Raw genomic sequence first — 19,181 nt, 5'->3', positions numbered from 1 at the left:
GGTCAGGATCGATCCGCTGTTTCAGGCGAATGAGGCGGCGCGTGCTTCGGGCGGTAGCGTGACGTTCGAGCCGGGCGCCCGCACGGTGTGGCACGCACACCCGCTGGGACAAGCACTGGTCGTCACAGCAGGTTGCGGCCGAGTGCAGCGCTGGGGTGGTCCGGTGGAGGATATTTATGCAGGCGACGTAGTGTGGATCGCGCCCGGCGAAAAGCACTGGCATGGCGCAGGCGTCGACACGGCGATGACCCACATCGCAATCCAGGAGCAGCTTGATGGTAAGGCCGTTGACTGGTACGAGCCAGTCGTGGAGGTCTGAGCATGCCGCACATTATCGTGAAGCTCTGGCCCGGCAAATCGGACCGGCAGAAACAGTTGCTGGCCGACCGCATTACGGAAAGCGTGATGGAGGTGCTGAAGTATGGCGAGGAGTCGGTATCGGTCGGCTTCGACGAAGTGGCGGCACAGGACTGGACCGCGCAAGTCTACGAACCGGATATTCAGGCCAAGTGGGACACTCTGCTCAAGAAGCCCGGGTACTGAGAATAAAAAAACCGCCGACTCTTGCGAGCACGGCGGTTTTTTCTGTATTCCTTGGTGGTGATAGGTGGACTTGAACCACCGACCCTAGCATTATGAATGCTATGCTCTAACCAACTGAGCTATATCACCAGAGCCACACATTATGGCATGTGTTTCGGCGGGCGTCAACTTCTCCTGCCGAAAGTCAAAACCCGCGAAGGCGCGGGTTTTGGAATTCTTGGTGGTGATAGGTGGACTTGAACCACCGACCCTAGCATTATGAATGCTATGCTCTAACCAACTGAGCTATATCACCAAAGAGAGGCGAAATTATCGCGGCGGCGAGGGGTGACTGTCAAGAGCTAATTCGTGGAAATCTTGGCAAGAACCTGCTGCAGGAGCTGGTCGGACGCGTCCGGCGCGAGGCAGTCGATCACAGTGCGCTGGGGCATGGAGCGCAGCCAGGTTAGCTGGCGCTTACACAGCTGGCGCGTAGCGAAGATGCCGGTGTCGCGCATGGTTGCGTAGTCGATTTCGCCATCCAGATACTGCCAGGCCTGGCGGTAGCCTACGCAGCGGATCGAGGGCAGACCCACGTGCAGGTCGCCGCGTGCGCGCAGGGCTTTCACTTCATCCAGCAAGCCGCCTTCGAGCATGATGTCGAAGCGGCGCTCAATGCGGTCGTGCAGGACTTTGCGGTCGGACGGCTCCAGCGCGAAGGACACCAGCTCGAACGGCAGTTCTTCTTTCACTCGCTGCGCCAGCAGCTCGGACATCGGCCTCCCGGTCAGCTGAATGATTTCCAGTGCGCGCTGAATGCGTTGCGAGTCCATGGGCTTGAGACGGGCGGCGGTGGCCGGGTCGAGCAGACCCAGACGCGCGTGCAGGGCTGGCCAGCCATCGCGCGCGGCTTCCACGTCGAGCTGGGCGCGGATGGCGGGATCGGCGCCGGGCAGATCATCCAGGCCGTCGTTCAGGCCTTTGTAGTACAGCATGGTGCCACCCACCAGCAGCGGCAGCTTGCCGCGCGAGCTGATTTCGTCAACGAGGCGTAGCGTATCGGTGCGGAACTGGGCGACGGAATACGAGTCCAGCGGATCGATGATGTCGATCAGGTGGTGCGGCACGGCGTCCAGTTCTTCGCGCGAGGGCTTGGCGGTGCCAATGTCCATGCCGCGATAAACCAGCGCAGAATCGACCGAGATAATCTCCGCGGGAATGTGCTGTGCGATCTTCAGCGCGGAGGCGGTCTTGCCCGATGCGGTCGGGCCCATGATGGCGACCGCCAATGGCCGCTTCAACTGCTGATTCATTTTATTGGCCGCGCAGGAAGAGCTTGTCCAGCGCGGAGATTTCGACCTGCACCCAGGTTGGACGTCCGTGGTTGCACTGGTCGGCGCGCTCGGTGGATTCCATCTGGCGCAGCAGGGCGTTCATCTCGGGCTGGGTGAGGATGCGGTTGGCACGCACTGCCGTGTGGCAGGCGAGAGTGCCGAGCAGTTCGTTGCGGCGCTCGATCAGCACGCGCGAGCCGCCGTATTCGCGCACATCGCGCAGCACGTCGCGCGCCAGCGTTTGCGCGTCGGCGTTCTTCAGCAGGGCAGGCACGGCGCGCACGGCCAGCGTGGTTGGCGACAGCACGGCGATGTCGAAGCCCAGTGTTTTCAGGGTGTCGCCGTGTTCCTGCACGGTGCCCACTTCGATGCCGTCAGCGTAGAAGGTGACGGGGATCAGCAGGTTCTGCACCTGCATATCGGTGCCGCTGATCTGCGCGTCCAGTGCGTTCTTCAGCTGTTCGTAGAGGATGCGCTCGTGTGCGGCGTGCATGTCGACCAGCACCAGGCCCTTGCTGTTCTGGGCCAGGATGTAGATGCCATGCAGCTGGGCCAGTGCGAAGCCGAGCGGGAATTCGTCGCCGGACAGTTGCGACGACGAGGCGGCGATTGGCGCACCTTGCGGCAGACTGTAATCCGAGGAGGCGCGGAAGCCCGCGCTGCCATCGGCGGCGGTGGCGCCGGAACTCCAGCCGGCGGAAGGGGCAGCTGCGTTGCCCGCACTGAAACCGGTAGCGCCATCGCGCGCGTCGCCCGCAAACAGTGCGCCATAGCGCTCTGTGGACTGCGCCACGCCGCCATTGCTGYCGCCGAATGGCGACGGCGAGAACGTCGGCCTGTATTCAGGGTTCAGGATCGAACCGAAGGATGTCTGCTGCTGCGGGCGCCAGGTCGGGCCGGATGTTTGCAGCGTTTCGGCGGCAGGCAGCGGCGATGGCACGCTGCCGTGCGAGGTTGCCGACGTTGCGGCGAGGGCACGCTGCACGGCGTGGAATACGAACTGGTGCACCGCGCGGCTATCGCGGAAGCGCACTTCGATCTTGGACGGGTGCACGTTGACGTCCACCAGTGCCGGGTCGAGATCCAAAGCAAGCACGTAGGACGGGAAGCGGTCGCCATGCAGCACGTCTTCGTATGCAGCGCGCACGGCGTGCACCAGCAGCTTGTCGCGCACGAAGCGGCCGTTGACGTAGAAGTATTGGCTGTCGGCGCGGCCCTTGGATGCCGTCGGCAGACCGGCGAAACCATGCACGCGCAGCACGCCCGAGCCTTCGTCAATTGGCAGGCGCGCTTCCTCGAAGGTCGCGCCCAGGATTTGCGCGCTGCGCTTGGCCATATCGCTGACCATCCAGTGATCGACGGTGCGGCCATTGTGGGTCAGCGTGAAGCTGACGTCCGGACGCGCGAGCGCAATGCGGCGCACGACTTCCGCGCAGTGGCCGAATTCGGTTTGCTCGGATTTCAGGAATTTGCGGCGCGCGGGCGTGTTGAAGTACAGGTCCCGCACGTCGATGGTGGTCCCGTGGGCGCCCGACGATGGCACGACGGTGCCGAGGTGGGAACCTTCCAGTTCCCAGGCGTGGGCGCCATCGGCGGTGCGCGAGGTCAGGGTGACGGCGGCTACGGAGGCGATCGAGGCCAGGGCTTCACCGCGGAAGCCCAAAGTGCCTACGTTTTCCAGATCGTCCAGGGAAGCGATTTTTGAGGTCGCGTGACGGGCCAGAGCCAGAGGCATCTGGTCCGGCGGAATGCCTTTGCCGTTGTCGGTGATGCAGATACGTTTGACGCCGCCTTCTTCCAGCCGCACGGTAATTTGCGACGATCCGGCGTCCAGGGCGTTTTCCAGCAGCTCTTTGACGACGGCGGACGGGCGTTCGACAACCTCGCCGGCGGCGATCTGGGAGATGAGCTGGTCAGGAAGGGCGCGGATGGGGCGCGGGGGCGTTGGGGCGTTCATGGTTGGGCATTATAACAACCCGAGGCATAACCCTAGTGCCAGCCACATCGTGGCTGGCACTCGAATAACCCGAGGCATAACCCTAGTGCCAGCCACATCGTGGCTGGCACTGGATTTTGCTTCAGGGTTTAGCTTCGCGGACGGGGATGGGCACGTTGCAGAGGTCCACATGGCCTGGGGAGACTTTATTCCATGGCCCGCCGCGGTTGCGGGAGGCGTCAGCGACAGCCTTGAAGCTGGCCGATTCGGTGCGCATGACTTCGAACTTGCTGCGCTCCGCTTCAGGTACGTCGGCGGCGAGGCGGACGGATTTGATCGGCACATACATGTCCGGCTTCTCGTACATGCCCATCGGCGCCGGGCCGCGCGGGATGATGGACAGCAGCGGCATACCGCTTACCACGCGTCCCACGACGGTGATGTTGCGGTCCAGCTGGCGCGGGGCGTTGCCGATGACCGCGTACAGGGTGCCGCCGTTGCCGCTGTCGGACTCATTGCCGCGCGCGACGCCGATCATGCCGTAGCAGTGCGTCAGCCACGCCTGGCCGGTTTTCGGATCGCGGGCGGAAGGGAAGCCGTTGGAGTGGCCGACCACCGGCGCGTAGCCGTCGCTGTCCGGCAGCTTGGTGAACTGGTTGTCGTTCTTCAGCGGGATAGTGAATTCGCYGGCCAGCTTGGCCTTGGCGGTTTTCAGCGCCTTGGGATGGTCCTCGTCCGGATCGCCCCACTGGGCCACGAAATTGTCCTGCGAGCGGTAGACGGACAGGCCATCGAAATAGCCCTCGCGCACCAGCGTGCGGATGTTGGCGGCGTGATTCGGCGCAAAGATCGGCGACAGTTCGATGATTACGCGGCCTGCCGCCAGGTCCATATACAGGGTGTTCTCGGGATCGAGAGCGCGCCACTCGGAAGGTTTGGATGCCTTGATGACATCACCCACGGTCGGCTTGGGCGGCAGTTCCTTTTGCGCCGCGATGCCGGGCAGGGCGGCCAGCGCCAGAACTAAGGCGGGCCAGGACTTCACAATCTTCGGTGCGTGCATCCTCTTCGTCTCCTTGTTATATGGGTTCTGCCGGCCGTCCGGCGACAGGCGATTGTAGTATGATTCCCGCCGCGACCTTTTGGAATTTATATGGATTTCGTTCAATTTCTGGACATGCTGCTCCACGTCGACAAGGCGATGGGCACCCTGATCAACCAGTACGGCACTTTGGTGTACGCCGTGCTTTTCGGTATTGTGTTTTGCGAGACCGGCCTGGTGGTGCTGTTCTTCTTCCCGGGTGATACGCTGCTCTTCATTGGTGGCGCCTTCTGCGCCTCCGGCCATATGGACCTGGCCGCGCTGATTTTCCTGCTCACGGCTGCGGCGGTGCTGGGCAATACGACCAATTACTGGATCGGCGAAGCGATTGGCCAGCGCGTGTTTACCCACGACTATCGCTGGATTAATAAGGACGCGCTGCGCCGCACTCACGAATTCTTTGAACGCCACGGCGGCAAGACTATTATCCTGGCGCGCTTCGTCCCGGTGGTACGTACTTTTGCGCCTTTCGTGGCGGGCGTTTCGGATATGACGCATACCCGATTCCAGATGTTTAATGTGGCCGGTGCGCTGGCCTGGGTAACGTCGCTGACCGTAGCGGGATACCTGTTTGGCAACGCGCCTTATATTCGTGATCACTTGAATACCATCGTGCTGGTCGGCGTGGGCGCGGCAGTTGTGCCGATGGCGCTGAGCGGAGCGTGGAAACTGGGACGCAAGGTGCTGGGGCGCTGACCCAGAAACGGGGTCAGACCCAGGGGGCAGTCCCTTGGGATTGACCCGGATATGAGGGCTCAAGTTTTCCCCCAGCGCAACCGTTAACCGGTGTAACCCCAGTATTTTTACACCCCGGATAACATGCGTAACCTGATCGCCCTGTCGGCTTGCTATCTCGTCATCGGTACGGCAAGCGCGATCGATCCTCCTGCGGAGCCGAAAGGCGTGCCGTCGATTCGTCCTAATCTCGCAGCCGCTGCGGCAGCCGAGAAGGCAAAGTACGGCTCCACCGGCGAATCCGCCGCATCGGCGTCTTCCGCGCCGGTGCCGGCGGTCAAACCGGCCACCACCCGCAAGCCTTCCCAGCGCGAGCAGGAAGCAATGGCCGAAGCCGAGCTGTCGGCCAAGATTGCCCAGCGCCTGGCTGAAATGAAAGCCAATCAGGCTGCGCGCATGGCCGCCGCCAACAAAGCCAAGAAGGAATCTGCCGCCAAGGCTGCACGCGAAGCCGCCATCGCCAAACTGCCGCCACCGCGCACCAATGGCACGCACTGGGAATACGAAGGCGAGCTGGGTCCGGCCAACTGGGCACGCATCAATACCGACTGGGCCAAGTGCGGCTTCGGCAATCGCCAGTCGCCGATCGATATCCGCGACGGCATGAAGGTGGACCTGGAGCAGATTGGCTTCGACTACCATCCGGCGGGCTTCAATGTGCGCGACACTGGCCACACCGTGGAAGTGCAGCTGGGCGGCGGCAATTATCTCAACGTGGGTAACACCATGTATGAGCTGCAGAGTTTCCACTTCCATCGCCCGTCCGAAGAGCGCGTGAATGGCAAGGGCTACGAGATGGTGGTGCACCTGGTGCACAGGAGCGCGGAAGGCAAGCTGGCCGTGCTGGCGCTGCTGCTCGAGCGCGGCAAACCGCAGCCCGTCATCCAGACTGTCTGGAATAATCTGCCGCTGGAGAAAGGCGACACCTCGGTGCCGTCCATCGTGCTGGACCCGAACGACCTGCTGCCGCAGAAGCGCGAGTATTACACCTATATGGGTTCGCTGACCACGCCGCCCTGCACCGAAGGCGTGCTGTGGATGGTGATGAAAGAGCCGCTGCAGGCCTCGCCGGCGCAGATGGCGCTGTTCAGCCGCCTCTATCCCTTCAATGCGCGTCCGGTGCAGGCCTCTTCCGGCCGCATGATCAAGGAATCAAACTGATGGTGTGAGTGCCGGACCATTCGGCACCGGCTGCCAGCGGTTTCTTGTCCACGCGCGCCGGTTCGACGCACACGAACTGGCGGTACTCCTCGTCTGCCATATCGCTCAGGGCCGCAGCGCCCTCGGCGCCGGGATTCCACACCACGAATTCAGTGAAGCCTTCCTGCTGCAGGCRCAGCGCGCCGGCGCCAGTGTGCAGCAAGGTCAGTTCGTCCGGAGCCGGATAGATGTTGTCCAGCTTTTCCTTGAAATAGATGTCGCCGGCTGCCAGGCCTTGCAGCGCCGTGTGCTCGAAGGCTTCCAGCGCGTAGTAGGTATGCAGGGCGCAGGCGAAATCGAAGTCCTGATCGCCTGTGTTGCGCACATTGAAGCTCATCTCGATCGATTCAGCGTGCAGGGTGAAGCGCAGGCGCAGCGCGAACACATGCGGCCAGCCTTGCGCCAGCGCGGGCGGCACCTCTTTTTCGGTCAGCTCGAATTCGGCCCAGGCGCTCGGGCCTTCCGCGCCGCTGTCGGCCAAACGCCAGTTGGACAGGCGCGCAACGCCGTGGCGCTGTCCCGTACCGCGTGTGGAGAATTGCGGGAAGATCACCGGCACGCCGCCGCGGATGGCCGCGCTACCGTCCAGCGGCGATTTGCTGCTCATGAACAGGCGTTCGCGCCCATCGGCGGTTTTCCAGGATGTCAGATGCGCGCCGTATAGCGTGATGGTGGCTTCGGCGCCGTCGGCCGTGTTGATCGAAACGGCGGGCAGGGCGCCGATAGTCACCATCTTGTGCATCTGAAGTCCTTATGTGAGCCGGTTCTTGGCGAGCGGCGGGTTCTTGGCAAAGTAGCGGCGGATGCCTTTGACGATGGCGTCCGCAATCTGGTCCTGATAGGCGTTGTCCAGCAGGCGCGCCTCTTCTTCCGGATTGGAGATGAAGGCTGTCTCGATCAGGATCGATGGAATATCCGGCGCTTTCAGCACGGCAAAGCCCGCGCGTTCAACGGCGCCGTTGTGCAGCTTGTTGATGCCGCCGATTTCACCCAGCACGGCCTTGCCCACTTTGAGGCTATCGTTGATTTGCGCGGTCGTCGACAGGTCGAACAGCACGCTCGCAAGCTGCGGGTCGCCGCCTTTCGCGTTGGCGCCGCCGATCAGGTCGGCCTGGTTTTCCTTGTTGGCCAGCCAGCGCGCGGCGTTCGAGCTGGCGCCTTTTTCCGACAGCACGAACACCGACGAGCCGCGCGCGGTCGGCTGCACGAAGGCGTCGGCGTGGATGGACACGAACAGGTCGGCGTCCACCTTGCGCGCTTTTTCCACGCGGGTTGGCAATGGCACGAAGAAGTCGCCATCGCGCGTCAGCATCACGCGCATATTCGGATGTTCTTCGATCTTGGATTTCAGGCGCTTGGCAATTGCCAGCACGATGTCTTTTTCGCGGCTGCCGCGCGAACCGGTGGCGCCGGGGTCTTCACCGCCGTGGCCTGGGTCGAGCGCGATGGTCAGCATGCGCACCAGTTTTCCACCGGGGCCGGGCAGCGGTTTCTCAGGCTTGGCCACGGCTGCGACTTCCGGCTTGGTTACTTCCGGCGGCAGGGCAGGTGTTGGCGCAGCGGCGGGCGGCGTGGCCGGCGCTGGTGGCACAGGCACGCCGGGTGTCGGCGCGGCGGCTACCGAAGGCTGCTGCGGCGTGGCGGTATTGCCATCCGTGGTCCATTCGCCCTTTTCGATCATGGCCGCAATCGGGTCCACTTCCTTGACCGGATACAGGTCGAAGATCAGGCGATGCTTGTAGTTGCCAACCGGCGGCAGGGTAAACACCTGCGGCGTAATCTCTTCTTTCAGATCGAACACCAGGCGCACCACGTTCGGGCGGTTCTGGCCGACGCGCACCTGCTTGATGTACGGGTCGTTCGACTGGATCTTGGCAACCAGGCCTTTCAGCGTCGGATTGAGTTCGAGACCTTCAATATCGACTACCAGTCGCTCAGGGTCTTTGACGATGAAGTGGGTGGCTTTCAGGTCCGAATCGTTTTCCAGCGTGACGCGCGTGTAGTCGTCGGCTGGCCAGACGCGGACGGCCAGGATTTGCGCCGCCATTGCAGGCAGCGGTGCRAGCACGGACAGCAGCAAAGTGCCGCCGGCTTTGAGGACCGTGCGCCGGGTCCGGGCGCGGGCGGTCAGAGATTCGGTGCGAATTGGAGGCGTTGCAGGCATAGCTGACCCAGAGCTGAGGACGCCTGCAATTCTACATCACGTCCATCGCCTTCAATCGAGAGAATAACGCGAAGATCCGGTGGCGGCAGCACGCCTTCCGCTTTTTCGGGCCACTCGACGATGCAGATGTTCTGGCCATCGAAGTCCTCGCGGAAGCCCGCATCGAGGAATTCCTCCGGACTGCCCATGCGATACAGGTCGTAATGGATGATGTTGACAGGCTTGCCATCCAGGGCCACGCGGTAAGGCTCGGACAGCGTATAGGTCGGGCTTTTCACATTGCCGACGTGGCCGGCCGCGTGCAGCAGTGCGCGGGTGAGGGCGGTCTTGCCTGCACCGAGGTCGCCGTGCAGGTAGATGGCCAGGCCGGGAATGATGGCGCGCGCCAGCGAGCTGCCCAGGGCGGCCGTGCCGGCTTCGTCGTGAAGGTGAGATTTAAAGTGCTGCATCGAATAAAATGGCGGTTTGATCCCCGCATTGTATAGCTGGTCCCGCCCCGATGTCCCTCCCTGAGCAGAAATTAGCCGAACTTGCCGCGTCCATCAAGGCGTGGGGGGAGGAGCTTGGCTTCGCCGAAGTGCGCATTGCGGACATTGATCTTGCGTCCGCCGAAGCGGGCTTGCAGGCCTGGCTGGACGCTGGCATGCACGGCGAAATGGACTATATGGCAAGCCACGGCATGATGCGCGCCCGTCCCGCCGAGCTGGTGCCGGGCACGGTGCGCGTGGTGACTGCCCGCATGAATTACCTGCCAGGTGCACAGGATGAGAACTGGCGCGAGCGCGAAACGGCGCGTCTGAGCGATCCGACACAGGCCGTGATTTCCGTTTATGCACGGGGACGCGATTACCACAAGGTGCTGCGCGCGCGCCTGCAACAGCTGGCGGACAAGATCCGCGCCGCCGTCGGCGAATTCGGTTATCGCGTGTTCACCGATTCCGCGCCCGTGATGGAATTGCCGCTGGCCGAGAAATCCGGCCTGGGCTGGCGCGGCAAGCATACCTTGTTGATCAACCGCAGCGCGGGCTCGATGTTCTTCATGGGCGAGATTCTGGTCGACCTGCCGCTACCGGTCGATGAGCCAACCGGCGCGCATTGCGGCCAGTGCCAGGCTTGCATCGATGTGTGCCCGACGCAGGCGATTCTGGGGCCGGGCAGGCTGGATGCACGGCGCTGCATTTCCTATCTGACGATTGAATTGAAGTCTTCGATTCCGGAAGAACTGCGCCCGCTGATCGGCAACCGCGTCTATGGCTGCGACGATTGCCAGACCGCCTGCCCGTGGAACAAATTTGCCCAGCGCGCCACGCTGCCCGATTTCGATGAGCGCCATGCGCTTGGCAGCGCGGGCATGATTGAGCTGTTCGCGTGGACGGAGGAGGAGTTCAACCGCCGCATGGAAGGCAGTCCGATCCGCCGCATCGGGCACGAACGCTGGCTGCGCAATATCGCGGTCGGCCTGGGCAATGCGGCGGACATGGGCGCACGCGGCGATGCGGCGATTGTGGCGGCGCTGCAGGCGCGCCGCGATCATCCTTCAGCGCTGGTGCGCGAGCATGTGGAGTGGGCGCTGGCCCGCCACCTCAGCGCTTGAATGCCGCGCGGCGCAGCAGGTAGCTTGCCGCTGCGACCCACACCAGTAGCGTGACAACGGATGCCTCCACGCCATAAGCGCCGCCGGTCAGCCATTCCGGGCCGGGCATCGCAACCTGCAGCCAGCCACGTGCGGCATGGCCGGAGACGGGAACGGCAAACACGCCGTCATACAAATAATTCCATCCGAAGTGAACGCCGATGCACAGCCACAGGCGGCGCGTCAGCATATAGCAGGCGCACAGCGTGATCGATGCCACGCCGGTAATCAGGAAGCCCAGCGCATTGGCATGGGCGTTCTCCATATGCGCCAGTGCGAACAGCAGGAAGGACACGACGAGCGCAGTGCGGCTGCCCCAGCGTTGTTCGACGATGYGGAACAGTACGGCGCGGAACAGCAGCTCCTCGAAGAAGGCCACCATGAGTTCTTCGGGCAGGGACTTGAGCAGGAATTCCCAGCCATTGCTACCCGTGATCGTGAAGGCGCCGGCTGCAGCCAGCAGGCCAGCGGTAGCCAGTCCAAGCATTGCGCCGATTGCCATCCCTATGCTGATTTCAGGCAGTGCCCCGGCGCGCGCCAATTCGGTCGCATCGCGCTTCTCCATGCGGCGCACGTAGAAGCGGTAGCTCAGCACGCAGATGACGGCGGCCAGCAGGAAAGGCCAGGCCACGCGCAGCGGTTTCGGCACCAGGGCCTGGATCAGCATCATCGTGCCCATGATCGGCACTGCCGTTGCGGGAATGCCGATCAGGATGCGCGCGATGGGATGCGTGAAGAAGCGTGCAGCGCGGGATGGAACAGACGGCGAGGCAGGTGAAACGGCTTGCTGGGCAATGCTCATGGAACCTCCTTCTTATTGTTGATGGCGGCGCGCGCTTTGCGAATGCGCTCGTCAAAGGGCTGCGTTTGCAGTGCGGCGATGGCCTGGGCCAGCGCCTCGGACAAGGGATAGGGCAGGTCGCGATCCAGGCTGTCGGCTGCCGCGCGCGTGGCTTGCCAGCACTGGCGCAGCTTGGGCAGCAAATCCTGCCCTTCTGCGCTCAGGCTGATGAGCTTCTGGCGGGCGTCTTTATCACTGACGCTGGCGGCCAGCAGACCTGCTTTCAGCATTAAAGCAACAGTCTGCGTGGCGGCCGGCTGGGTGATTCCGGCCGCTTCCGCGATCTGGCTGACGGTGCGCGGCTGGCCGCTCTCCAGCGCCCGCATGACGGGTGTGTAGCGAGGGCGATAGTCGATGCCGGCCTCGTCGTAGGAGGCGGCAACGGCGCCGTCCAGCAAGTCGATCAGGTGGCGCAACTGGGTTCCAAGTCCTTGTCTCATAATTTAATAATAACAAAATTCATAAGTGCTTATGTAATTTTTTGTGGCTTTCGTTTGTATAATGATCAGATACCAAGGGGAACCCATGTTGTCGGACATTAAAGTGGAAGCTCCTCCGTACCGGGAGTTGTCGCCATGGYGACTGTGGCGCGACGGCAGCCGGCAGCAGAAGGCCTGTTTGTTCGGCGGCTGGCTGGCGTTGCTCGTCCTGTGCATCGCGCTGGGCGTGGGCATGGTGGTGTGGCGCTGGTCCGGCATTCCCCTCGAATTTGGCGGTGTGACCATCTATCTCACCGTTTATCCGCCCCTGCTGATCTGCATGCTGCTGACGCTCACCCTCGGCTGGTGGTGGGGCGCGATTCCGGCTTACTGCGCCACGTTCTCGCTGGCGATTTATGCGGGCATGCCGGTGCCATGGGCGATGCTGTTCGCGTTTTCCAATCCGCTCGGTTTTGCGATCATGGTGATCGGCTACCAGGCCATCGCCATGCGGCGCGATTTGCGCGGACTGAATCCGCTGCTGTTCTATGTGCAGCTGGCCTTTATCGCCAGCGTGTTCGGTTCCAGCGGTGCGCTGATCTGGAGCTATACCAATCACTACGAACCGGCCGCCTTGCTGCCGATCTGGCAGGGCTGGTGGTTGGGCGCCTTCCTGCAAAGCGTGCTGATTGCCGGTCCCGCGATGGCGCTGGTGTGGCCGTGGGTCGATCGCTGGATGGCGGCGCATCCTCAGCTGATGCGCGATACCTTTACGAGTTCGCGCCAGTCGATTCTCGGCCTGCTGGCTTCCGTTACGCTCGGCGTGCTGATTTACGGTTTCGTGACTATTCAACTGGCGGAGCGGCAGATCGATCTGGCGTCGCTGGTGCACGCGCTGGGCGTGCTGCGCCAGACCATGTGGATTTTCTACTGGGTGTTCGCGGTGATCGTGGTGTTCATGGCCTTCTTCGGCTACGAGCTGTTCGTGCACTGGCAGCAATCGCAGGACCGCCTGCTGGCCGAGCTGCATCGTGCGAACGATGATCTGCAAAAGCTGGCCACCACCGATGCGCTGACCGGCCTGCTGAACCGCCGCGCCGCCGACCGCCGCCTGTCGGCGGAATGGCAGCGCGCGCGCCGCTTGCGCCACGGGGCGGCCATGGTGCTGCTGGATATCGACCACTTCAAGGAAATCAACGACCGCTACGGCCATCCCGCCGGCGACGCGGCCTTGCGCCAGCTGGCTTGCGTGATCCAGTCCGTGATGCGCGAAATGGACTTCGCCGCGCGCTACGGCGGCGAAGAGTTCCTGATCGTGCTGCCCGAAACCGGCGAGCTGGGTGCCCATGCCTTTGCGGAACGCCTGCGCGAAGAAGTCGCCGCATCGCCCGTGCAGCATGAAGATGCCCGCTTCCACATGCACATCAGCCTCGGCGTCGCCGTCGCGCTCGATGAGGAAGCCAATTACGAACGCTGGTTCACCCGCGCCGACCGCGCCCTCTACCGCGCCAAGCAGGGCGGCCGTAACCGCACGGAGTTGGCGGCCTGAGTCCACTCCGGTGAGAATGTGTGAGCATTCCGGCATAGCGATCGCGCTATGCTGCGATATCGTCCACCGCTGAGCAGACCATATGGGCATGCCGCGCGTTCCGCCACCTTATACACCGTTTGCCAAGCCGGTTGTGCAGGCGTCTGCCGTGCGCGCATTCCCAAAGCCGCCTGCGATGGTGAATGCGCAAGCGCTGCCAGCGGTGCCACGGGTGTCGGCACCACGAGTTCCAGCCCCACGAGTWCCAGCCCCACGAGTACCGGTGCCGCCGCCGATCGCGCGGCCGGGGCAGGTGGCGCAGGCGGCACAACGGCCGACTGCCGGCCTGGTACAACTGCTGCAAATGTCGCGGCGTGGACGTCAGAAGAAGAACGACGATGATGAGGATTACGAGCCGCCTGGCGCCCGGCGCCAGCTGCGCTTCACGTTTCCGGTCAGCTTGCGCAGTAGGCTGATCAAGCGCACGGCGGTGCTGCACGTGCGCGGCTTCTATGTCTGCCCGCGCTGCGGCCGGCCGATCGCGCGGCGCGACCGCAGCGAATTACCCTTCTACTACCGCAGCAAGAAGAAAAAACGCCTGCACAAGACATCAAGCGTACACCTCGACCATTACCCTAGCTGGGCCGGGCGCCTGGCGAAACTGACGGCCCGCCGTGCAACGCACGCCGAGATCCGTGCCGAATATTTGCGCCCGGATGGCTTGCGCGTGCTGTGCAAGCGCTGCAACGAGTCGCACCGCTACGAAAACAGGAAGATCAATCCCGTCGATGACGACGATGATGATGGCTACCACACGCCGGATGATGAACCGGAAATGTCCGGCAAATACCAGCCTTTCCGCAAGGATGACGGCAGCAGCGGTGGCGGAGGCAGCATGGTGCCGGTGAAATAAGCGCTACTTCAGCAGGCCCGCCAGTTCGACCGCGGTTTTAACCTGCATCTTGTCGAAGATGTGGGCGCGGTGGACTTCGACGGTGCGCATCGAGATGCCCAGCTCGTCCGCCACGACCTTGTTCATTTTGCCGGCCAGGATCAGGTCCAGCACTTCGCGTTCGCGCTGCGACAGCGTGGCGAGGCGGGCGTGAACGGCGGCCTTGCTGCTGGCTTCGCGCGAGCGTGCCAGGCCTTCCTGCACGCGGTCCATCAGCTGGTTGTCGTTGAACGGCTTTTCGAAAAAGTCGAAGGCGCCGCGCTTGAGCGAGTCGACGGCCATGGGCACGTCGCCGTGGCCGGTCAGGAAGATCACGGACAGGCGCTGCGCCAGGCCGCGCGCGGCCAACTGGTCGAATACGGCGATGCCATTAATGTCGGGCATGCGGACGTCCAGCAACACGCAGTCGCCCGCCTCGTCGAAGTCGCCGTTCGCGACATGGGCGAGGAAGCTGGTGCCGCCGTCGTAAGCCACGGCCGGAATCCCGCGCGAGGAAGCCAGCCATGACAGCGCATCGCGCACTACCGCTTCGTCATCGACTATGTGCAACATGAAAATCTCCGTCTACTTTGCGCCGGATGCCGGCAGCGTGAAAGTGAATATGGTACCGCCTTGCGGGTTATCGCGGTGAGTCAGCGTGCCGCCGTGGAATTCGATGGCCGTGCGGCAGATGTTCAGGCCCATGCCCATGCCCTCGGCCTTGGTCGAGAAGAAGGGCGAGAACAGGCGCTCGGCCACTTCCTGCGGAATGCCGTGGCCACGGTCGCTGACCGCCACCGCCACCAGACGGGTCGCGGCGTCATAGGAAGCGTCGATGCGCAGCACGCGGCGCTCGGCGGGAATATTCGCCATGGACTCGATCGCATTGCGGGTCAGGTTCAGCAGCACCTGTTCGATCAGCATGCGATCGGCGCGCACGGTTGGCAAGTCGGCGGGAATGGCGACCTGCATCTGCACGTAGAGCTGGTGCGCCTGCAGCTCGATCAGGGCGCTGATGCTGTCCAACATGGTCTGCAGGCCGATGTCCTGGCGCTCCGCCTCGCGCTTCTTCACGAATTCGTGCACGCTGCGGATGATCTGTCCGGCGCGCTGGGCCTGGGCGCCAGCCTGCTCCAGTGCCGGGCGCAATATCGCGCAGTCGACCGCCGTGCCGCCGGATTCGGCGCGCGCCATCACGTTCAAGGCACCGGTGGTATAGCTGGAAATCGCAGCCAGCGGCTGGTTCAGCTCATGCGCCAGCATGGACGCGATCTCGCCCATGGTCGCCAGGCGCGAGCTGGCCTGCAGCTTTTCCTGATGCTCCCGGTTCAGTTCCTCAATGCGCTTGCGGTCCGTGATGTCGAGGATGGAGCCCATATAGCCGGTGTGGCGGCCTTCCTTGTCCACCAGCGGCGCTTCGAAAATCAGCACGGGAATGCGGGTGCCGTCCTTGCGCTGAAAGATGGTTTCGAACTGGGGCACGATGGAGCCGGCCAGCACGCCCGCAAGACGGTGCTGGTATTCGGCCATCACTTCCGGCGCCCAATAGGGCATCGGTGGCGAGCGGCCCACCAGTTCGTCTTCCGTGTACCCCACCATCTGGCAAAAAGCGGGATTCACATAGGTGACGCGGCCTTCCAGGTCGCGTGCGCGCAGGCCCGTGACCAGGGAGTTTTCCATCGCCGTGCGGAAGGACATCTGCTGGCGCAGCGCGCCCTCGGCGGCGAGGCGGCGCGAGATGTGCCCCCACAGAGCCAGCAGGCTCCAGAGCAGGGCCAGCGACAGGGCGATCACGGAGCCGACCAGCAGATTAGGCAGTAGCTGCGGCTCGGACTTCACGCTGTCCGTCATCAATGTGAGCGAAACGCCCGGCAGGTCGAGGCCGCGCTTGTGGGTGTAGACGCCGTGACCGGGACCGGCCGCGCTGCGGCGGGCCAGGATCTTGTCGTCGCGGTCGAGCAGGGTGATCTGATTGTCCTGGGCGAACCACCACGGCACCATCTCGTCCAGGATGGTGGACAGCTGGTAGCTGGCGACCAGGTTGCCCAGCCAGACGTCGCCGCGATAGACCGGATAGTGGAAGTCCATCATTTGCACGCCGGGCGAACCGGCCGGATGTTCGGCTTGCTGCTCCGGCTGGCTGTAGACTGGATTGCGCGAACGGCGGGCACGGTCCAGCGCCGTCTGCGAAGCTGGGCTCAGTCCCGGATTGAGTGGCGCCGCCGGTTCGCTGGAGGCGCTAATATGGCCGTCCGCTCCGACGAACATCACGCGCTTCAGCTCCAGGCCGTTCTTCAGCAGGCGCTCCATGCGCTGGTGCAGTTGCTCAGTAGTGAGATGTCCGGCCGTGATTTCATTGGCCATGCCATGCAGGCTTTCCTCATGGCGCCCCAGCTGGAAGCGGATCGATTGCTCGACCCAGAGGGTGTCGGCAATCAGCTGCTCTTCGCGTTCGCTGCTTTCCATCTGACGCGCCTGCCAGGGCAGCCAGATCAGGATGGCCATGAACAGCAGCACAATGACGATAGGCAGCAGCCAGCGCACCGGGTTCGGCAGCTGGGGACGGCTGAATGTAGGCGTGGAATCAGGCATTATCCGAGGGTAAACAATTTCAGGGCTGGCTGTATTGTGGTTTTCCACAGTTGTATAGCCTTATTGCTTTTTGCAGAATGGGATGGGTAAGAATAATAATCCATCCACTTTTACGGGGAGACACTATGAAATTCAAGACCATCCTGGTCGCCTTGAGCGCGGCCGCCTGCATTACTTCCAACGCATTCGCCCAGGCGCCGATCGTCATCAAGTTCAGCCACGTGGTCGCCACCGACACGCCGAAGGGCCAGGCCGCCGAGCGCTTCAAGCAGCTGGCGGAAAAGAATACCAACGGCCGCGTGAAGGTTGAAGTGTATCCAAACAGCCAGCTGTACAAGGATAAGGAAGAAATGGAAGCCCTGCAGCTGGGCGCCGTGCAGATGCTGGCGCCTTCGCTGGCCAAATTCGGTCCGCTGGGTGTGAAAGAATTCGAAGTCTTCGACCTGCCGTACATCTTCCCGAGCAAGACCGCGCTGTACAACGTGACCGAAGGTCCGATCGGCAAGGGTCTGCTGAAGAAACTGGAAGGCAAGGGCATTACCGGCTTGGCTTACTGGGACAACGGCTTCAAGATCATGTCGGCCAACAAGCCACTGCACAACGTGGCGGACTTCAAAGGCCTGAAGATGCGTATCCAGTCGTCCAAAGTGCTGGACGCGCAGATGCGTGCCCTGGGCGCGAACCCGCAGGTGCTGGCGTTCTCCGAGGTGTACCAGGCGCTGCAGACCGGGGTGGTGGACGGCACCGAGAACCCGCCATCGAATATGTACACCCAGAAGATGCATGAAGTGCAGAAGCATCTGACCACCTCCAACCACGGCTACCTGGGCTATGCGGTGATCGTGAACAAGAAGTTCTGGGATGGCCTGCCGGCCGATATCCGCACCCAGCTGGAAGCGGCAATGCGCGATGCCACCACGTACGAGAAGGCCATTGCCCAACGCGACAACGATATGGCGCTGGACGCAATCAAGAAGTCCGGCAAGACCACCATCTACAACCTGAGCGCCGCCGAACAGGCCGAATGGCGTAAAGCAATGCTGCCGGTGCAAAAGCAAATGGAAAGCCGTATCGGCAAAGATCTGATCGACGCCATCAACAAGGAAACGTCGAAGTAATCCACCAGTCTTTCTCAGCAGCGATGTGGGCAAGCTTCGGCTTGCCCTTTTTTATTGAGCGTCGACGGGGAGGCGGCCGCACGCCACGGTGACCTATTCGAGATGCGGGGTTGTAGGGCGGATCATCGATCCGCCGCTGACTGCGTCACCGCACCAGTCGGCTGTATAGATGCCTTCAGCGATGTAGCGATGGAAGGTCGACCAGGGCCAGTCCACTACGCGCGCCACCAGCCCGTGTTTCATCGGATTCCAATGAAGGTAATCGAAGTGCTGGCGGAAGTCTTCTTCCGAGCGCAGCCAATGCTCCATATAGCGATGTTGCCAAGGGGAGTTTTGTCCTCCCTGATGTGTGACAAGCCCCTTGATTAAGCGCCACCTCAGCGGAAAGTTGCTGTCACCTTCCGGCAGAGTCCAAATTGTGTGGAGATGATCCGGCAGCAAAACGAATGCAATGATGTCGAATGGGTAGCGAGCCCGCACGCGCTGGATGGCGAAGCGAAGGTTGTGGCGGAACGCGGCGTCCGTGAGAATACGACGGCGACCTTCGCTGACCACGGTGAAGAAGTAGCGACCACCAGGATGCAGCAGGCGGCGGTAGTTCGGCATAGGATTCCGTTCCGGGCTGGTGAGTATTCAGCCTAGCGCGGATGCGGCAGTTGTCGCTTGCGGCGGGTCAATGACCCGCCCTACGCCCCGAAATATTATCCAATCAATCCGCAAAATGAAACGCCGCCTTGTGGGGCGGCGTAGGGCGGATCATTGATCCGCCTTGCAGGCGCAGACCGAGCCTTACATCAGGCCCATTGCCTTCGGCAGCCAGAGCGATAGTCCTGGCCAGTAGGTCACGATTACCAGGAACACGAGCATGGTGAGCAGCCAAGGCATCACGGCCACGGTCAGCTCGGAGATGCTCATCTTCGAGATGCCGCTCGCCACGTACAGGTTCAGGCCGACCGGCGGGTGGCACAGACCGACTTCCATGTTGGCGTCGATCATGATACCGAAGTGGACGGCGTCGATGCCCAAGCGAATCGCGGCCGGGTGCAGGATCGGCGCCATCACCAGGATGATCGAGGATGGTTCCATCACGTTACCAGCCAGCAGCAGCAGGATGTTGGTGAAGAAC

20 protein-coding genes and 2 tRNA genes are annotated in these 19,181 nt (G+C 62.7%); 8 read left to right on the top strand and 14 right to left on the bottom strand.

Annotated elements, in window-relative coordinates; translation table 11 throughout:
* Positions 1 to 319 (top strand): (R)-mandelonitrile lyase (locus AB4Z11_RS03180; RefSeq protein WP_442022754.1); only part of this gene is annotated, 319 nt, incomplete at its 5' end.
* A 2-nt stretch (positions 320 to 321) separates the two neighbouring features.
* Positions 322 to 543, top strand: a complete 222-nt coding sequence (locus AB4Z11_RS03175) for a tautomerase family protein (RefSeq protein WP_442022753.1) — start codon at positions 322 to 324, stop codon at positions 541 to 543.
* Positions 544 to 595: 52 nt separating this feature from the next.
* Here the strand turns inward: AB4Z11_RS03175 and AB4Z11_RS03170 are convergent.
* The 5 genes from AB4Z11_RS03170 to AB4Z11_RS03150 form a co-directional block, all read right to left on the bottom strand.
* A tRNA-Met gene (locus AB4Z11_RS03170) sits at positions 596 to 672 on the bottom strand.
* An 89-nt stretch (positions 673 to 761) separates the two neighbouring features.
* Positions 762 to 838 (bottom strand) — tRNA-Met (locus tag AB4Z11_RS03165).
* 46 nt (positions 839 to 884) lie between these two features.
* Positions 885 to 1,835, bottom strand: coding sequence for a tRNA (adenosine(37)-N6)-dimethylallyltransferase MiaA (miaA, locus tag AB4Z11_RS03160; protein WP_442022752.1), 951 nt, complete (start codon positions 1,833 to 1,835; stop codon positions 885 to 887).
* A gap of 1 nt (position 1,836) precedes the next feature.
* Positions 1,837 to 3,813, bottom strand: a complete 1,977-nt coding sequence (mutL, locus tag AB4Z11_RS03155) for a DNA mismatch repair endonuclease MutL (RefSeq protein ID WP_442022751.1) — start codon at positions 3,811 to 3,813, stop codon at positions 1,837 to 1,839.
* Between the two features lie 121 nt (positions 3,814 to 3,934).
* Complete coding sequence (locus AB4Z11_RS03150; RefSeq protein WP_442022750.1) at positions 3,935 to 4,855, bottom strand: peptidylprolyl isomerase; 921 nt, start codon at positions 4,853 to 4,855, stop codon at positions 3,935 to 3,937.
* Positions 4,856 to 4,945: 90 nt separating this feature from the next.
* On the opposite strand from AB4Z11_RS03150, the gene AB4Z11_RS03145 reads away from it, so the two are divergent.
* Positions 4,946 to 5,590, top strand: a complete 645-nt coding sequence (locus tag AB4Z11_RS03145; RefSeq protein ID WP_442022749.1) for a VTT domain-containing protein — start codon at positions 4,946 to 4,948, stop codon at positions 5,588 to 5,590.
* Between the two features lie 123 nt (positions 5,591 to 5,713).
* Positions 5,714 to 6,790, top strand: coding sequence for a carbonic anhydrase (locus AB4Z11_RS03140; protein ID WP_442022748.1), 1,077 nt, complete (start codon positions 5,714 to 5,716; stop codon positions 6,788 to 6,790).
* Here AB4Z11_RS03140 and AB4Z11_RS03135 read toward each other — a convergent pair.
* Genes AB4Z11_RS03135 through tsaE form a run of 3 tightly spaced genes read right to left on the bottom strand, consistent with a single transcriptional unit; the run spans position 6,774 to position 9,442 of the window.
* Positions 6,774 to 7,571: a D-hexose-6-phosphate mutarotase gene (locus tag AB4Z11_RS03135; protein WP_442022747.1), complete on the bottom strand. Its 798-nt coding sequence runs from the start codon at positions 7,569 to 7,571 to the stop codon at positions 6,774 to 6,776. The genes AB4Z11_RS03140 and AB4Z11_RS03135 overlap by 17 nt on opposite strands.
* Before the next feature lie 9 nt (positions 7,572 to 7,580).
* A complete protein-coding gene (locus AB4Z11_RS03130; RefSeq protein ID WP_442022746.1) occupies positions 7,581 to 8,993 on the bottom strand; it encodes an N-acetylmuramoyl-L-alanine amidase in 1,413 nt (470 codons plus the stop codon).
* Positions 8,957 to 9,442: a tRNA (adenosine(37)-N6)-threonylcarbamoyltransferase complex ATPase subunit type 1 TsaE gene (gene tsaE / locus AB4Z11_RS03125; RefSeq protein WP_442022745.1), complete on the bottom strand. Its 486-nt coding sequence runs from the start codon at positions 9,440 to 9,442 to the stop codon at positions 8,957 to 8,959. Before tsaE ends, AB4Z11_RS03130 begins: the two co-directional genes overlap by 37 nt.
* A 50-nt stretch (positions 9,443 to 9,492) precedes the next feature.
* Between tsaE and queG the strand changes: the two genes are divergently transcribed.
* Positions 9,493 to 10,587, top strand: coding sequence for a tRNA epoxyqueuosine(34) reductase QueG (gene queG / locus AB4Z11_RS03120; protein WP_442022744.1), 1,095 nt, complete (start codon positions 9,493 to 9,495; stop codon positions 10,585 to 10,587).
* On the opposite strand, the gene AB4Z11_RS03115 is transcribed toward queG, so the two are convergent.
* Together AB4Z11_RS03115 and AB4Z11_RS03110 are read right to left on the bottom strand one after the other, a co-directional pair.
* A complete protein-coding gene (locus tag AB4Z11_RS03115; protein ID WP_442022743.1) occupies positions 10,577 to 11,428 on the bottom strand; it encodes a CPBP family intramembrane glutamic endopeptidase in 852 nt (283 codons plus the stop codon). The two genes, queG and AB4Z11_RS03115, sit on opposite strands and share 11 nt — an antisense overlap.
* Positions 11,425 to 11,883, bottom strand: coding sequence for a MarR family winged helix-turn-helix transcriptional regulator (locus tag AB4Z11_RS03110; protein WP_442022742.1), 459 nt, complete (start codon positions 11,881 to 11,883; stop codon positions 11,425 to 11,427). Before AB4Z11_RS03110 ends, AB4Z11_RS03115 begins: the two co-directional genes overlap by 4 nt.
* 127 nt (positions 11,884 to 12,010) lie before the next feature.
* Here AB4Z11_RS03110 and AB4Z11_RS03105 point away from each other — a divergent pair, with 127 nt between their 5' ends.
* Positions 12,011 to 13,435: a diguanylate cyclase gene (locus AB4Z11_RS03105; protein ID WP_442022741.1), complete on the top strand. Its 1,425-nt coding sequence runs from the start codon at positions 12,011 to 12,013 to the stop codon at positions 13,433 to 13,435.
* 262 nt (positions 13,436 to 13,697) lie between these two features.
* Positions 13,698 to 14,327: a GH-E family nuclease gene (locus tag AB4Z11_RS03100; RefSeq protein WP_442022740.1), complete on the top strand. Its 630-nt coding sequence runs from the start codon at positions 13,698 to 13,700 to the stop codon at positions 14,325 to 14,327.
* A gap of 3 nt (positions 14,328 to 14,330) precedes the next feature.
* Here the strand turns inward: AB4Z11_RS03100 and AB4Z11_RS03095 are convergent, their stop codons facing one another.
* Entirely contained in the window at positions 14,331 to 14,918 is a 588-nt protein-coding gene (locus AB4Z11_RS03095) for a response regulator transcription factor (protein WP_442022739.1), read from the bottom strand.
* Between the two features lie 12 nt (positions 14,919 to 14,930).
* Complete coding sequence (locus AB4Z11_RS03090; protein ID WP_442022738.1) at positions 14,931 to 16,937, bottom strand: sensor histidine kinase; 2,007 nt, start codon at positions 16,935 to 16,937, stop codon at positions 14,931 to 14,933.
* A gap of 125 nt (positions 16,938 to 17,062) precedes the next feature.
* Here AB4Z11_RS03090 and AB4Z11_RS03085 point away from each other — a divergent pair, with 125 nt between their 5' ends.
* Positions 17,063 to 18,055, top strand: coding sequence for a TRAP transporter substrate-binding protein (locus AB4Z11_RS03085; RefSeq protein ID WP_442022737.1), 993 nt, complete (start codon positions 17,063 to 17,065; stop codon positions 18,053 to 18,055).
* 93 nt (positions 18,056 to 18,148) lie between these two features.
* Here the strand turns inward: AB4Z11_RS03085 and AB4Z11_RS03080 are convergent, their stop codons facing one another.
* Both AB4Z11_RS03080 and AB4Z11_RS03075 read right to left on the bottom strand, forming a co-directional pair.
* Positions 18,149 to 18,661: an REP-associated tyrosine transposase gene (locus AB4Z11_RS03080; protein ID WP_442022736.1), complete on the bottom strand. Its 513-nt coding sequence runs from the start codon at positions 18,659 to 18,661 to the stop codon at positions 18,149 to 18,151.
* Positions 18,662 to 18,844: 183 nt separating this feature from the next.
* The coding region (locus AB4Z11_RS03075; RefSeq protein ID WP_442022735.1) for a TRAP transporter large permease subunit at positions 18,845 to 19,181 on the bottom strand (337 nt) is incomplete at its 5' end.

The organism is Pseudoduganella sp. RAF53_2, from assembly GCF_052113985.1.
GTDB lineage: Bacteria > Pseudomonadota > Gammaproteobacteria > Burkholderiales > Burkholderiaceae_D > Rugamonas.
This window is presented reverse-complemented; position numbering and strand designations above follow the sequence as displayed.